This window comes from Photorhabdus heterorhabditis, assembly GCF_018448905.1.
GTDB lineage: Bacteria > Pseudomonadota > Gammaproteobacteria > Enterobacterales > Enterobacteriaceae > Photorhabdus > Photorhabdus heterorhabditis.
Window position 1 is genome coordinate 14,184 of the sequence record NZ_RCWA01000033.1, and the last position, 13,583, is coordinate 27,766.

Here is a 13,583-nt window from a genome sequence, read left to right on the forward strand (position 1 = left end):
GAATATAATATACACCCAAGTTGGGGATAGTTAAACAGAGTCAGCCCAAAGGGGAGCAAGAACGGCTGCCTAATCCTACCTTAGCGATTACTGATGGCGAAATCACCGTCAAGTTTCACCCATTTACATTGCGTGAGATTGTTAAAAATGAGCACTAGTCAGCAAAAGTAACTTTTTCATCCCTACGATTCAGAGAAAAATTCTGACCTTGTGATTTCCTACAAATCATTGGAAATAGTTAAATGCCATAGTTAGTGAATTGACTTACTGAATCGTTTAGATTCATTGCTTGCTAAATGACCGGGTGTTTAAGGAACTTCTGATGACAAAGTTAGAGATTTGTTGTTTTAGCGTAGGTTGTGCATTGATCGCGCAACAGGCCGGGGCTGACCGGATAGAGCTGTGTGCCAGTCCGGCGGAAGGAGGATTAACACCGAGTTTTGGTACGTTAAAGCAGGCTATTGAGCAATTAAGTATTCCTGTACACCCCATTGTCCGCCCAAGAGGGGGCGACTTTTGTTATAGCCATTCAGATTTTGAGGTGATGAAAAATGATATCGCTCAGATCCGTGATATGGGATTTGAGGGTGTTGTTTTTGGCATATTGGATGAAGAAGGGCATATTGATTTGCCGCGTATGCAACAATTGGTGGCATTGTCTGGTGATATGGCTGTTACTTTTCACCGTGCATTTGATATGTGTTTTAATCCTTATGTCGCGTTGGACCAGCTAACTCAGCTTGGTGTTAAGCGGATATTGACTTCTGGTCAGCAACAGAATGCTGAATTGGGATTACCATTATTAAAAGAGCTGCAACAAGCCAGTCAAGGGCCAATTATTATGGCGGGTGCAGGTGTTCGCCTTAGTAATATCCATAAATTTATCGACATAGGATTAACGGAAGTTCATAGCTCAGCAGGCCGGATTATGCCTTCTACCATGACTTACCGCAAAGCAGGGGTGACGATGAGTTCTGACAATGAAGTGGATGAGTTTTCACATTACGGTGTTGATGGTGGTGTTGTAGAGGTGATGAAGGGAATGTTGAGTCTGACTTTATTTGAATAAATCCCGCTGTTAAGTAAATTTGAGAACTGACTCTGTTGGGCCAGTTCTCAAATCAAATTATCAGGGTTTACGGGCAATCAATACTGCACGCAGAGGAGCAGGGTAACCTTCGGTGGTTTTGCTGTTGTCCGTAGGATCAAGAAAATCAGATAATGATTCAGTTTTCATCCATGTAGTACGGCGTTGTTCTTCTGTGGTTGTAATTGCCTGATCGACAATTCTTACATCGACGAAACCGCACTTTTCCAGCCAGACTTTCAGCATTTTTGCTGATGGAATGAAATAGACATTGCGCATTTGAGCATAGCGCTCACCAGGGATTAAGCAGGTATTTTCATCACCTTCAACCACCAGGCTTTCTAGTACTAATTCGCCATCGGAGACCAGTTGGTTTTTCAATTGCCAGAGATGGTCGAGTGGAGAACGGCGGTGATAAAGGACACCCATCGAGAAAACCGTATCGAAAGCGGCCAGAGCGGGCAATTGTTCGATTCCCAAAGGTAAAAGATGCGCACGTTGATCGCTGCCTAATAACTTTCTGACGGCTTCAAACTGACAGAGAAAAAGCTGAGTTGGATCGATACCCACGGCAAGTTCCGCGCCTTCACCTACCATACGCCAGAGGTGATAACCACTGCCGCAGCCAACATCAAGAATTGTTCGACCCGTTAATGGGGAAATATGGGGCAGCACTCGCTCCCATTTCCAATCTGAACGCCATTCAGTATCAATATTCACACCATAAAGAGAGAATGGCCCTTTACGCCATGGCATGAATATTCGCAATATATTTGTAATACAGGTTTCTTCACCGTCAGATAGGGCGGGATTGCGTTCTGCGATCACACCGTTTTTTAGGTCTAATGTTGTTGGTGAAATTTCTGGCAGGTTTTCCAGGGTTTTTACCCATGATTTAAAACTGCCATGCAGGGCAGCTTTTTGCCATTCATCCAGTTGGGCCGGCAGGCAATTGAGCCACTGCTTAAGATCATTTTTCGCGATAAGTTGATAAAAATTACTGAAATCGATCATTGACTGGCTCCTTTTATCGCCAGCAATGAGCCAAAGTTGAAACATTGAAACCAGACTTCAACATGTTCAAAACCCGATTGGTGGAGGCGGGATTTATGTGTTTCGACAGAATCGGTCAACATCACATTTTCAAGCATACTGCGTTTCTGGCTGATCTCCAGTTCGCTGTATCCGTTAGCACGCTTAAAATCGTGATGCATATTAAACAGTAATTCACCAATCTGTTGATCTTCAAAGTTGAATTTTTCTGATAAGACCAGAACGCCACCGGGACGTAATCCCTGATAAATCCGGTTAAGCAAACCTTGCCGATCTTGTGGTTTGAGGAATTGTAAGGTGAAATTCAGCACGATCATAGAAGCATGCTGGATGTTGATATCAAGAATGTCAGCTTCAATGACTTCAACAGGTGTTTGTGCGCGGAAAGCATCAAGATGGCGACGGCAGCGTGCTACCATTGCGGGGGAATTATCAATCGCGATGATTTTACAGTTTTCCGCTGTAATATTGCGGCGTATTGCCAAGGTTGATGCGCCAAGAGAGCAACCCAGATCGTAAATTTGACTGTTTGATGTCACGAAACGACTGGCCAGCATACCAATCATGGAAACGATATTTGAATAACCTGGCACAGAACGTTGGATCATATCAGGGAAAACTTCAGCAACCCGTTCATCGAAACTCCAGTCACCTAAATTAGCAATAGGTGCTGCAAACAGGCTATCCCTTTGATTGTGAGGATCTTGATTTGACATAACAGCATTGATTATCAGAAAAAATAGAAGGCGGCATTCTAACAGATGTAAAGCCTGGCCTTGAACCAATTTTCTCTTTCTTTAATGGTCAGTTAGCATCGGGGATCTTCTGATTCTATATAAAAAAGTGAAGATACATTGAAGAGTACGTTTAAATGACCTATTTTTTGCTTACATAAAAGCGCGAGGTGGTGTATGACATATCAGATCTTAACAAATTTAGCGGCAAGTATTACCGATTTGAAACGTAACCCAATGGGGACCTATTTGCAGGGAGAAGGTGAGGCTGTCGCAATACTTAATCGGAATGAACCTGCGTTTTATTGTGTGCCGCCTGAGTTATTCGCCTACTATCAGGAACTGGCTGAGGATGCCGCACTAAATAGAATTGCGGATGAACGTTTAAAAGATGCTGAATTTGTCAGTGTGAACCTGGATGAGCTATAGCCTGCAATTTGAAAAGCGGGTCTTAAAAGAGTGGAAGAAGTTAGGTCATCCCGTCAAGGAACAGCGACGGTTGGAGTCATAGGCAGCAGATCTCGCTGCCTGTCAAATAATGCCGAAAATATCAGACATAAAGAGAAAATATCTGCTCCCAAGGCAAGTAGTAAATATTAGCCATGATCATTAATACCATTGAAAGATAGGTTGCCACCATACCTGAACGTCGCCAGCGGAACTCACGGTGGTGCAGGCCATAATAATGTAACAATCTTCCGATGAGTAGGATCAAACCACAAACATGTATCATCCACACATTTGAACCATTCATCTCCATCATGACCAGCAATAACATGGAAATAGGAATATATTCCACGGCATTGCCATGGATACGGATAGCTGTTTGTAATTCGTAGAAGCCGCCATCTCCATATGAGACTCGATATTGTGTTCTTAATTTAACCACATCAAAAGACAGCTTAATCAATAATAGTGCGCCCAACACAACATAAAGCGAGCTAACCATTTTTAACTCCATTGCCTAACCGAAATTGGCCAATTAAGTAATGATAAACCGCAAAAATAAAACTGTCGCTATAAAAAAACAGTAATTGAAAATAAATTGCCTGATTATCAGACAGCAAGGCAATAGTATCATCAAGGGTATTGCCTGCCCTTATCTCTGAGCAGAATTTCTATTATAATAGCGGCCTTTTTTGACAGTTTTGAATTTTTTAAGTTCTAAAAAAGAATTTTTCAAATGCAAAACCGATGCCAAAATTTCCGCAGCAACAGCACAACAGCCGAGTAAAAGGATATTGTATGCGTACTGATTATTGTGGGCAGTTGAATCTGACCCATGAAGGCCAGAAGGTGACTCTTTGTGGTTGGGTAAACCGCCGCCGTGATCTGGGTGGACTGATTTTTATTGATATGCGTGATCGTGAAGGTATCGTTCAGGTATTTTTTGACCCGGATCAGCAAGCAGCATTCTCTCTGGCTGCTGAACTGCGCAATGAATTCTGTATTCAAATCACCGGTACTGTACGCGCCCGTCCTGACAGTCAAATCAATAAAGATATGGCTACCGGTGAGATCGAGGTTTTTGCGGAAAGCCTGAATATCATCAACCGTTCCGAACCTCTGCCATTGGATAGCAACCAGACGAATAGTGAAGAGCAGCGTCTGAAATATCGCTATATTGATCTGCGCCGTCCTGAAATGGCAAATCGCTTAAAAACCCGCGCTAAAATTACCAGTTTTGTTCGCCGTTTCATGGACAGTCAGGATTTCCTGGATATTGAAACCCCAATGCTGACTAAAGCGACACCGGAAGGTGCTCGTGACTATTTGGTGCCAAGCCGTGTTCATAAAGGCAAATTTTATGCATTGCCTCAGTCGCCACAATTATTTAAGCAATTGCTGATGATGTCCGGTTTTGACCGTTATTATCAAATTGTTAAATGTTTCCGTGATGAGGATTTGCGCGCAGACCGCCAGCCAGAATTCACTCAGATTGATGTGGAAACTTCCTTTATGACTGCTGAGCAGGTAAGGGAAATGATGGAAAAAATGATCCGTGAATTGTGGCTTGAAATTAAAGGTGTTGATTTAGGGCATTTCCCGGTCATGACTTTTGCGGAAGCTATGCGCCGTTTCGGTTCAGATAAACCGGATCTGCGTAACCCATTAGAATTAGTTGATGTTGCTGATTTGGTTAAGAATGTGGAATTCAGCGTTTTTGCTGAACCGGCAAATGACCATAAAGGTCGAGTCGCCGTTATCCGTGTGCCGGGCGGCGCTGAATTGAGCCGTAAGCAAATTGATGAATATGGCAAATTCGTTGGGATTTATGGCGCTAAAGGGCTGGCGTGGATAAAAGTTAATCAGCGAGCTGCGGGTCTGGAAGGGGTACAAAGTCCAATAGTCAAATTCCTCGATGCAGAAGTGATTGAAGGGCTGCTTACTCGTACTGACGCGCAGGATGGTGATATTCTGTTTTTCGGTGCTGGAGCGGTAAAAGTGGTCACTGATGCGTTGGGAGCGTTGCGCCTGAAATTGGGTCGTGACCTAAATCTGACGAAACTGGATAGTTGGCAGCCGCTGTGGGTTATCGATTTCCCAATGTTTGAAGATGGTGAAGACGGTGGTTTGAGTGCAATGCATCATCCATTTACTTCACCGCGTAATATGTCAGCCGAAGAATTGGCGCAAGATCCGATTTCGGCGATTGCCAATGCTTACGATATGGTAATTAATGGTTATGAAGTGGGCGGCGGTTCAGTACGTATTCATCGTAACGAAATGCAACAAGCTGTGTTCCACATTCTGGGTATCAATGAGCAGGAACAGCAGGAAAAATTTGGCTTCCTGTTGGATGCACTGAAATTTGGTACGCCACCCCATGCAGGCTTGGCATTTGGTCTTGATCGTCTGGTGATGTTGCTGACTGGTACTGATAATATTCGTGATGTTATTGCGTTTCCTAAAACAACGGCTGCCGCTTGTCTGATGACGGAAGCACCAAGCTATGCCAATACCGCAGCCCTTGAAGAGCTGTCAATTTCGGTGGTTGCCAGGAAAGAGAGTGAATAATGGCTTATAAGCGCCCTGAATCTGTGCTGGTGGTTATTTATGCATTTTCCAGCAGACGGGTGCTAATGTTACAGCGGCGTGATGATCCTGATTTTTGGCAGTCTGTGACTGGCAGTCTTGACGGAGATGAAACGCCGTGTGAGACGGCATTGCGCGAAGTGCAAGAGGAAGTTGGTATTAATATCATAGGTGAAAATCTTGAACTGATAGATTGCCGACGTTCTCTTTATTTTGAGATTTTTACCCACTTGCGCCATCGTTATGCTCCGGGAGTCACGCGTAATAAAGAGTACTGGTTCTGTTTGGCATTGCCTGAAGAGCGTGAATTTCTGTTGACTGAACACTTGGCTTATCAGTGGCTGGATGCGGATAAAGCAGCAAAGCTCACTAAGTCATGGAGCAATCGGCAGGCAATTGAAGAATTTGTGATTGATTAAAAATCTATTGAAATTAGGTTTTGAGTCTATGAGTAGATATTTTATCGGAGAACCTTATGGCAGGTCATAGTAAATGGGCCAACACCAAACACCGCAAGGCTGCACAGGATGCGAAACGCGGTAAGATTTTCACCAAAATTATCCGTGAGTTGGTAACGGCTGCTCGTTTAGGGGGGGGCGATCCTGTATCTAACCCACGCCTGCGTGCGGCAGTTGATAAAGCGCTGTCCAACAACATGACTCGCGATACCTTGAACCGTGCTATCGCTCGTGGTGTTGGCAACGATGACGCGGATAACATGGAAACCATCATTTATGAAGGGTATGGTCCGGGTGGTACTGCGGTGATGGTTGAGTGTTTGAGTGATAACCGTAACCGTACTGTTTCTGACGTTCGTCATGCTTTTACCAAAACTGGCGGTAATCTGGGAACTGATGGTTCTGTTGCGTATTTGTTCACCAAGAAAGGGGTGATTTCTTATGCTCCGGGGCTGGATGAAGATGCGGTTATGGAAGCGGCATTGGAAGCGGGTGCGGATGATGTAGAAACTTATGATGATGGCGCTATTGATGTTTACACGACACCAGAAACTTTTGGTGATGTGAAAGATGCGTTGGATGCAGCGGGTTTTGTTGCTGTATCAGCAGAAGTTGCAATGATTCCCTCGACTAAAGCTGAACTGGATGCGGAAACTGCCCCTAAGTTAATGCGTCTGATCGACATGCTGGAAGATTCAGACGATGTGCAAGAGGTTTACCATAACGGTGAAATCTCTGATGAAGTTGCAGCGTTGCTGTAATTTCAATCGAGTTGTATAGCGTAGAGAAAGTGTGCTGTTATGCAGGGCACTTTCTCTAACGTTTTTATCCCCTTTATTGATGGAGTAAAGGCGAATAAGCAAATATGGCGATCATCTTAGGTATCGACCCAGGTTCCCGTGTCACCGGTTATGGTGTGATCCGTCAGCAAGGGCGCCATCTGATTTATCTTGGCAGTGGTTGTATCCGCACTAAAGTTGATGATCTACCGAGCCGATTACAGCGCATTTATGCCGGTATCACTGAAATTATTACGCAATTCCAACCGGACGCTTTTGCTATCGAGCAGGTATTTATGGCGAAAAACCCTGATTCAGCCCTGAAATTAGGACAGGCGCGTGGGGTGGCTATTCTTGCCGCAGTCAATCAATCGATACCGGTTTTTGAATATGCCGCCCGACAGGTTAAACAAACCGTTGTTGGAACCGGGGCCGCTGAAAAAAGTCAGATTCAGCATATGGTGCGTTCTATGCTGAAATTATCTGCTAATCCGCAATCAGATGCGGCAGATGCATTGGCAATTGCGATCACCCATTGTCATTTTAATCAGAATCTTTTGCGTGTTGGTGACCCCAGATTAATTCTGGCACGTGGACGTTTAAAATAATGGCTGGATATGCATCCAGCCTTTTTTGTGTTATAAGCATGAGCAGAATAATCAGTTTTATTTTCAGGGGGTAAACAAGTGATAGGGCGTCTCAGAGGAATTGTGCTGGAGAAACAACCACCGTTAGTTTTATTGGAAACGAATGGTGTGGGTTATGAAGTGCATATGCCAATGACCTGTTTTTACGAATTGCCTGATATTGGACAGGAAACTGTCTTGTTTACTCACTTTGTGGTGCGTGAAGATGCGCAATTACTTTATGGTTTTAATGATAAACAAGAGCGGGCGCTGTTCCGTGAATTAATTAAGGTGAATGGCGTGGGGCCTAAATTGGCACTGGCGATTCTTTCAGGCATGTCTGCCCAGCAATTTGTTTCTGCGATTGAGAAAGAGGCAATTGCTTCTCTGGTTAAACTGCCCGGTGTGGGCAAGAAAACCGCTGAACGGCTGGTGGTTGAAATGAAAGATCGTTTTAAAGGGCTTAATGGCGATTTGTTCAATCAGAACAGTGATATTGATTTGCCTGCAACGGCTAAACAGACAACATCTGATGTTGATATAGAAGCAGAAGCCGCAGCTGCATTAGTCTCTCTCGGCTATAAGCCACAGGAAGCGAGCCGAATGGTCAGTAAGGTTGCTAAACCGGGGGCGGATTGTGAAACACTTATCCGCGAAGCGCTTCGCGCAGTTCTTTAGTTGGTAGGGGTAAGCCATGATTGAAGCTGACCGTCTGGTTTCTGCGGAAGTTTTGCAAGATGATGAAGCCATTGACCGGGCCATCAGACCTAAATTGTTGTCTGAATATGTCGGGCAACCGCAAGTTTGTGAACAGATGGAGATTTTTATTCAGGCTGCCAGGCAGCGGGGGGATGCTCTTGACCATCTGCTGATTTTTGGCCCACCAGGATTAGGGAAAACAACGCTGGCGAATATTGTTGCTAATGAGATGGGGGTGAACCTCCGAACAACTTCTGGCCCTGTTTTGGAAAAGGCGGGCGATTTGGCGGCAATGTTGACGAATCTTGAACCTCACGATGTGTTGTTTATTGATGAAATTCACCGTTTGTCTCCGGTAGTGGAAGAGATTCTCTATCCGGCAATGGAAGACTATCAATTGGATATTATGATCGGTGAGGGTCCGGCAGCCCGTTCGATAAAAATTGATTTGCCTCCTTTTACCTTGATTGGGGCTACCACCCGTGCAGGTTCTTTGACTTCTCCACTGCGTGATCGGTTTGGTATTGTGCAGCGGCTTGAATTTTATAACGTGGATGATTTACAAAGTATCGTCTCACGCAGCGCTCGTTTTATGGGAGTCGATATTACTGACGATGGGGCGCGGCAGGTTGCTATGCGTTCTCGTGGGACGCCTCGTATAACCAACCGTTTATTGCGTCGGGTACGTGATTTTGCTCAGGTAAAAGGGAATGGTGCTATTGATGGTGATATTGCTACCAGGGCGCTGGATATGCTGAGTGTAGACTCTGCGGGTTTTGATTATTTGGATCGTAAGTTACTGATTGCCATCATTGATAAATTTATGGGCGGGCCTGTTGGGGTGGATAACCTTGCCGCCGCTATTGGTGAAGAGCGGGAAACCATCGAGGATGTGCTGGAACCATTCTTGATCCAGCAAGGGTTTATTCAGCGTACTTCTCGCGGACGAATTGCTACTAATCATGCTTATCGTCATTTTGGCATGGTTAAAGATCAGGAGTAACAGGAATGGGGACGCTTTCAAGGGCATCCCATTCTTGTTTTACTTGTAAAAATAAGAAATTGGGGAATGGGAATATCAGTGAGATAGATTATTTTCTTGCTTTACTGACCAGGCTGATAATAAATAACACCGCAGCGCACAGAACAACAGAAGGCCCGGCTGGGGTATCGTAAAGGGCAGAAAAGGCTAATCCGCCAGTGACGGCGACGATACCCGTTGCAATGGCAATACCCGCCATTTGCTCAGGTGTACGGGCAAAACGGCGGGCGGTAGCAGCGGGGATAATCAACAGGGAGGTGATAATCAGAGCGCCGACAAACTTCATTGCCAGGCCAATGGTCAACGCGGTTACCAACATTAACAGCACTCTCAATCGCTGTATTTTAATGCCATCGACAAAAGCCATTTCTTGGCTGACGGTCATAGAAAGCAGGGCGTTCCATTGCCAAAACAGTAGCGTGGTGACAATAGCGACACCGATCGCAATCAACCAAATATCGGCATAAGTGACTGACAGTAAGTCACCAAACAGATAAGCCATTAAATCAACTCGCACATTAGACATTAAACTGACAACTACCAGTCCTAATGATAATGCGCTGTGGGCCATAATTCCCAATAAAGTATCAATTGCCAGTTGAGGGCGTTTTTCCAGCCAGACCAGAATGATTGCTAATATCAACGTGACAGCGATAATCGCGTAAAAAGGGCTAATATTTAGCAATAATCCGAAAGCAACGCCGAGTAATGAGGTATGCGCCAGAGTATCGCCAAAGTAAGACATTCTGCGCCAGACAACAAATGAACCTAATGGCCCAGCTGCAATGGCTAATAATATTCCTGCCAGCCAACCGGGAAGTAATAATTCAAGCATCAGTGGCACATTCCCTATTTTTTTTCAAAACAATTTCCCCTTTCAGATCATGATGATGATTATGCTGATGTCGGTATACTGCTAATTGCTTGGCGCCATGGTGACCAAACATAGCGATAAATTCAGGGTGAATAGAAACGACTTCAGGAGTACCGGAACAGCAAATATGTTGATTAAGACATAAAACTTCGTCTGTTTTCGCCATCACCAAATGCAAATCATGGGATACCATAAGTACAGCACAATTCAGTTCAGTTCTGATTTGATTGATTAAATCATAGAGTGCTAATTGACCATTAACGTCAACTCCTTGTGTTGGTTCATCAAGAACCAATAACTGGGGTTTATTTAATAGCGCTCTGGCTAATAAAACCCGTTGGCTTTCTCCGCCGGATAATTTTTGCATGGGTTGCTGCAATAGATGTGCAGCTTTGACCCGCTCAAGTGCTGGCAATAGATCGGCAGATTTTACACCGGGTTTCAGCATCATAAAGCGCTTGACGGTTAGTGGCAGGGTGGGATCAAGATGTAACTTTTGTGGAACATAGCCGATTCTTAACCCCTCGGTACGTTCAATGGTGCCGGATGACGGCCCAATAAGCCCCAGAACAACACGGACTAATGTTGATTTACCGGCACCATTAGGCCCTAACAACGTCAGAATATTCCCTTGTTGTAAGCTTAGGGAAATATTGTTGAGTACCTGACGATTGCCAAAGGTAACGGCAACATTTTTTAAGGCGATAAGTATAGACATGTTAAATATATCTTGCGTGAACATTGAGATGTTATAATATAACAATTCTTGCTTATGTCCACGAGATATTTACATTATGTTACACAAATCATATAAACTGACGCATAAATTTTTCTGCAAAGCGGCGATTGCCACTGTTTTAATGTCAGGAACAATACAATCAGCTAATGCTGATGTCGTAACATCAATCCGCCCGTTAGGTTTTATTGCTGCTGCAATGACTGATGGGGTCACTGATACACAGGTACTATTACCTGATGGCGCATCACCGCATGATTATGCATTGAAACCGTCCGATCTTAAGAAAATTAATCAGGCAGATTTAGTTGTGTGGGTTGGACCTGATATGGAAGTCTTTTTGTCTAAACCGTTAGCCAAAGTTCCACAAGATAAGCAGCTGGCTTTAGCACAATTACCGACGGTTAAACCATTATTGCTGAAAAATGATGAAGATTTACCCGAACCGGATCAGCATAAACATGAGGACGGTCATGAACATCATTCTCATGGCGAATATAATATGCACATCTGGTTGTCGCCAGAAATAGTGAAACAGGCTGCTCAGGCCATCCATGACCAATTATTGATGCACTATCCGCATAAAAAAGCTGCACTGGACGTAAACCTACGTAAATTCAACACTCAGCTTGCGCAAACTGACAAAAATATTGCTAATATTCTTAAACCGGTGCGCGGTAAGGGGTATTTTGTTTTTCATGACGCTTACGGTTATTTCGAACAGCATTATGGCCTGACTCCATTAGGGCATTTTACGATTAACCCTGCAATACAACCTGGCGCACAAAAATTACATCAAATACGAACACAATTGGTTGAGCAAAAAGCAACCTGTATTTTTGCTGAGCCACAATTCAGGCCGACCGTGATAAATGTTGTCGCGAAAGATACGGGAGTGCGGATGGGCACTTTAGACCCGTTAGGAAGCCGCATTGTATTGGATAAGGACAGCTATATGAAATTTATAACCCAGTTGTCGGAACAGTACGCAGGTTGCCTGAATTAGAGTAATAAGGAATTCTATTAGTGCAACAGATAGTTAAAACTATCGTTCTGGTGTATAGGGAGTTACCGCGACCGCATAAGATTATGCTTGGTTCGTTGACTGTAGCAACATTGGTTGTCACGATGTGGCAGCCGATTGCTTATCATCATGAACAAGAAGAAATCACAACGGATAGCATTGCTATCAATACTTCCGCAGCAAATACCGATGAGATTATTGCGGATAGCAGTGAACAGCTGCCGGATGAAGGTATTCCTGATGAGGAAACCAATTCGGAAGCTACAGCTCAAACTCCGCATGAATATATTGTTTCTGACGGGGACACTCTTAGTAGTATTCTGACTCAATTTGGTATCGACTCTTCTGATGTGGCGTTACTGGCTAATCAGCACCGGGTGTTACGGGGGCTTAATATTGGACAGCCATTGTCATGGACAGTAAACGACGCGGGAGACTTGCAAAGCCTGATCTGGGACGTTTCCCGTCGGGAAACCCGCATTTATACCCGTGAAGGTGATGTATTTAAAGAGACGAAAGAGTTTCAAAAAGGTGAATGGAAAAATAGCGCTATTATAGGTGTTGTTGATAATAACTTTACCAGCAGTGCTTTAAATGCGGGCTTAACCAGTGGCGAAGCTCGTGAAGTCACTAAGGCACTACAATGGCAAATAGATTTGCGTAAATTACGCAAAGGTGATCGTTTCTCTGTACTACTTTCCCGTGAAATATTGGATGGTCACAGTGAACAAAGTCAATTACTTGGCGTTCGTCTGAACAGTGGTGGTAAAGATTATTATGCAATCCGGGCGGAAGATGGTCGTTTTTATGATCGAGAGGCTTCCGGTCTTGAGCGCGGTTTTTTACGTTTTCCAACAACCAAACAATTCCGCGTCTCGTCACAATTTAATCCCCGGCGTGTGAATCCGGTGACAGGTCGAATTGCGCCGCATAAAGGCGTGGATTTTGCCATGCCAGTGGGAACACCTGTTTTGGCGGTAGGGGATGGCGAGGTTATTGTCTCTAAATATAATGGGGCCGCAGGTAACTTTATTGCTATCCGGCATGGCCGCCAATATACCACCCGCTATATGCACCTGAGAAAACTATTGGTGAAACCGGGGCAGAAAGTAAAACGTGGTGATCGTATCGCACTGTCTGGTAGTACCGGTCGTTCTACTGGCCCTCATTTGCACTATGAATTCTGGAACAATCAGCAGGCAGTCAATCCATTAACCGCGAAATTGCCGCGTTCTGGTGGTCTGAGTGGTAAAGAACGCACAGAATTCTTGGCAACGGTGAAAGAGGTGACGCCTCAGCTTTTGCTAGATTGAGTTTAACTGATCATAAATAACAGACTTTAAAGCGGATGATTGATATCATCCGCTGTCGTTTTGTATTGCAAAACAAGAGATGTTGACATCTGTTGATATAAATCCCAGTACTAAAATGCCAA

At 44.3% G+C, this 13,583-nt stretch carries 15 protein-coding genes and 1 pseudogene; 11 read left to right on the forward strand and 5 right to left on the reverse strand.

The features are described 5' to 3' along the window. Positions 1-29: 29 nt before the first annotated feature. Together EAE89_RS17515 and cutC are read left to right on the forward strand one after the other, a co-directional pair. Positions 30-158 (forward strand): annotated as a pseudogene (locus EAE89_RS17515) (VOC family protein); the annotation flags it as partial. A gap of 164 nt (positions 159-322) precedes the next feature. After that, a complete protein-coding gene (cutC, locus tag EAE89_RS17520) occupies positions 323-1,069 on the forward strand; it encodes a copper homeostasis protein CutC (protein ID WP_054476629.1) in 747 nt (248 codons plus the stop codon). Positions 1,070-1,129: 60 nt separating this feature from the next. Here the strand turns inward: cutC and cmoB are convergent, their stop codons facing one another. Further along, complete coding sequence (cmoB, locus tag EAE89_RS17525) at positions 1,130-2,101, reverse strand: tRNA 5-methoxyuridine(34)/uridine 5-oxyacetic acid(34) synthase CmoB (protein ID WP_214086318.1); 972 nt, start codon at positions 2,099-2,101, stop codon at positions 1,130-1,132. Continuing rightward, on the reverse strand, positions 2,098-2,856 hold the full coding sequence (gene cmoA, locus EAE89_RS17530; RefSeq protein WP_214086319.1) for a carboxy-S-adenosyl-L-methionine synthase CmoA: 759 nt from the start codon (positions 2,854-2,856) through the stop codon (positions 2,098-2,100). Before cmoA ends, cmoB begins: the two co-directional genes overlap by 4 nt. Before the next feature lie 195 nt (positions 2,857-3,051). On the opposite strand from cmoA, the gene EAE89_RS17535 reads away from it, so the two are divergent. Beyond that, a complete protein-coding gene (locus EAE89_RS17535) occupies positions 3,052-3,303 on the forward strand; it encodes a type II toxin-antitoxin system Phd/YefM family antitoxin (protein WP_214086320.1) in 252 nt (83 codons plus the stop codon). Between the two features lie 121 nt (positions 3,304-3,424). Here the strand turns inward: EAE89_RS17535 and EAE89_RS17540 are convergent, their stop codons facing one another. Next, complete coding sequence (locus tag EAE89_RS17540; protein ID WP_054476624.1) at positions 3,425-3,823, reverse strand: MAPEG family protein; 399 nt, start codon at positions 3,821-3,823, stop codon at positions 3,425-3,427. Positions 3,824-4,119: 296 nt separating this feature from the next. Here EAE89_RS17540 and aspS point away from each other — a divergent pair, with 296 nt between their 5' ends. The 6 genes from aspS to ruvB all read left to right on the forward strand — a co-directional run bounded on the left by aspS (position 4,120) and on the right by ruvB (position 9,475). After that, a complete protein-coding gene (gene aspS / locus EAE89_RS17545) occupies positions 4,120-5,892 on the forward strand; it encodes an aspartate--tRNA ligase (protein ID WP_054476622.1) in 1,773 nt (590 codons plus the stop codon). Further along, a complete protein-coding gene (gene nudB / locus EAE89_RS17550) occupies positions 5,892-6,329 on the forward strand; it encodes a dihydroneopterin triphosphate diphosphatase (RefSeq protein WP_054476620.1) in 438 nt (145 codons plus the stop codon). The genes aspS and nudB overlap by 1 nt, the downstream gene beginning before the upstream one ends. A gap of 56 nt (positions 6,330-6,385) precedes the next feature. After that, positions 6,386-7,129 (forward strand): YebC/PmpR family DNA-binding transcriptional regulator, encoded by a 744-nt coding sequence (locus EAE89_RS17555; RefSeq protein ID WP_054476618.1) that lies wholly within the window; start codon positions 6,386-6,388, stop codon positions 7,127-7,129. Between the two features lie 104 nt (positions 7,130-7,233). Beyond that, a complete protein-coding gene (gene ruvC / locus EAE89_RS17560) occupies positions 7,234-7,755 on the forward strand; it encodes a crossover junction endodeoxyribonuclease RuvC (protein ID WP_054476616.1) in 522 nt (173 codons plus the stop codon). A 78-nt stretch (positions 7,756-7,833) separates the two neighbouring features. After that, a complete protein-coding gene (gene ruvA / locus EAE89_RS17565) occupies positions 7,834-8,451 on the forward strand; it encodes a Holliday junction branch migration protein RuvA (RefSeq protein ID WP_054476615.1) in 618 nt (205 codons plus the stop codon). A gap of 16 nt (positions 8,452-8,467) precedes the next feature. Further along, positions 8,468-9,475: a Holliday junction branch migration DNA helicase RuvB gene (ruvB, locus tag EAE89_RS17570; RefSeq protein ID WP_054476613.1), complete on the forward strand. Its 1,008-nt coding sequence runs from the start codon at positions 8,468-8,470 to the stop codon at positions 9,473-9,475. An 88-nt stretch (positions 9,476-9,563) separates the two neighbouring features. Here the strand turns inward: ruvB and znuB are convergent, their stop codons facing one another. Together znuB and znuC are read right to left on the reverse strand one after the other, a co-directional pair. Further along, positions 9,564-10,349, reverse strand: a complete 786-nt coding sequence (gene znuB, locus EAE89_RS17575) for a zinc ABC transporter permease subunit ZnuB (RefSeq protein ID WP_054476611.1) — start codon at positions 10,347-10,349, stop codon at positions 9,564-9,566. Then, the gene (gene znuC, locus EAE89_RS17580) at positions 10,342-11,106 is read right to left on the reverse strand and encodes a zinc ABC transporter ATP-binding protein ZnuC (RefSeq protein ID WP_054476609.1); all 765 of its coding nucleotides are present in this window, start codon (positions 11,104-11,106) and stop codon (positions 10,342-10,344) included. Before znuC ends, znuB begins: the two co-directional genes overlap by 8 nt. 76 nt (positions 11,107-11,182) lie before the next feature. Between znuC and znuA the strand changes: the two genes are divergently transcribed. Together znuA and mepM are read left to right on the forward strand one after the other, a co-directional pair. Continuing rightward, positions 11,183-12,130: a zinc ABC transporter substrate-binding protein ZnuA gene (gene znuA, locus EAE89_RS17585; protein WP_054476607.1), complete on the forward strand. Its 948-nt coding sequence runs from the start codon at positions 11,183-11,185 to the stop codon at positions 12,128-12,130. 20 nt (positions 12,131-12,150) lie between these two features. Further along, positions 12,151-13,461, forward strand: a complete 1,311-nt coding sequence (mepM, locus tag EAE89_RS17590; RefSeq protein ID WP_054476606.1) for a murein DD-endopeptidase MepM — start codon at positions 12,151-12,153, stop codon at positions 13,459-13,461. Positions 13,462-13,583: the final 122 nt, after the last annotated feature.

Excerpts from the sequence above, each read along its gene's own strand:
- cutC (WP_054476629.1), top strand. The coding sequence starts at position 323 with ATGACAAAGTTAGAGATTTGTTGTTTTAGCGTAGGTTGTGCATTGATC.
- cmoB (WP_214086318.1), bottom strand. The coding sequence starts at position 2,101 with ATGATCGATTTCAGTAATTTTTATCAACTTATCGCGAAAAATGATCTT.
- cmoA (WP_214086319.1), bottom strand. The coding sequence starts at position 2,856 with ATGTCAAATCAAGATCCTCACAATCAAAGGGATAGCCTGTTTGCAGCA.
- EAE89_RS17535 (WP_214086320.1), top strand. The coding sequence starts at position 3,052 with ATGACATATCAGATCTTAACAAATTTAGCGGCAAGTATTACCGATTTG.
- EAE89_RS17540 (WP_054476624.1), bottom strand. The coding sequence starts at position 3,823 with ATGGTTAGCTCGCTTTATGTTGTGTTGGGCGCACTATTATTGATTAAG.
- aspS (WP_054476622.1), top strand. The coding sequence starts at position 4,120 with ATGCGTACTGATTATTGTGGGCAGTTGAATCTGACCCATGAAGGCCAG.
- nudB (WP_054476620.1), top strand. The coding sequence starts at position 5,892 with ATGGCTTATAAGCGCCCTGAATCTGTGCTGGTGGTTATTTATGCATTT.
- EAE89_RS17555 (WP_054476618.1), top strand. The coding sequence starts at position 6,386 with ATGGCAGGTCATAGTAAATGGGCCAACACCAAACACCGCAAGGCTGCA.
- ruvC (WP_054476616.1), top strand. The coding sequence starts at position 7,234 with ATGGCGATCATCTTAGGTATCGACCCAGGTTCCCGTGTCACCGGTTAT.
- ruvB (WP_054476613.1), top strand. The coding sequence starts at position 8,468 with ATGATTGAAGCTGACCGTCTGGTTTCTGCGGAAGTTTTGCAAGATGAT.
- znuB (WP_054476611.1), bottom strand. The coding sequence starts at position 10,349 with ATGCTTGAATTATTACTTCCCGGTTGGCTGGCAGGAATATTATTAGCC.
- znuC (WP_054476609.1), bottom strand. The coding sequence starts at position 11,106 with ATGTCTATACTTATCGCCTTAAAAAATGTTGCCGTTACCTTTGGCAAT.
- znuA (WP_054476607.1), top strand. The coding sequence starts at position 11,183 with ATGTTACACAAATCATATAAACTGACGCATAAATTTTTCTGCAAAGCG.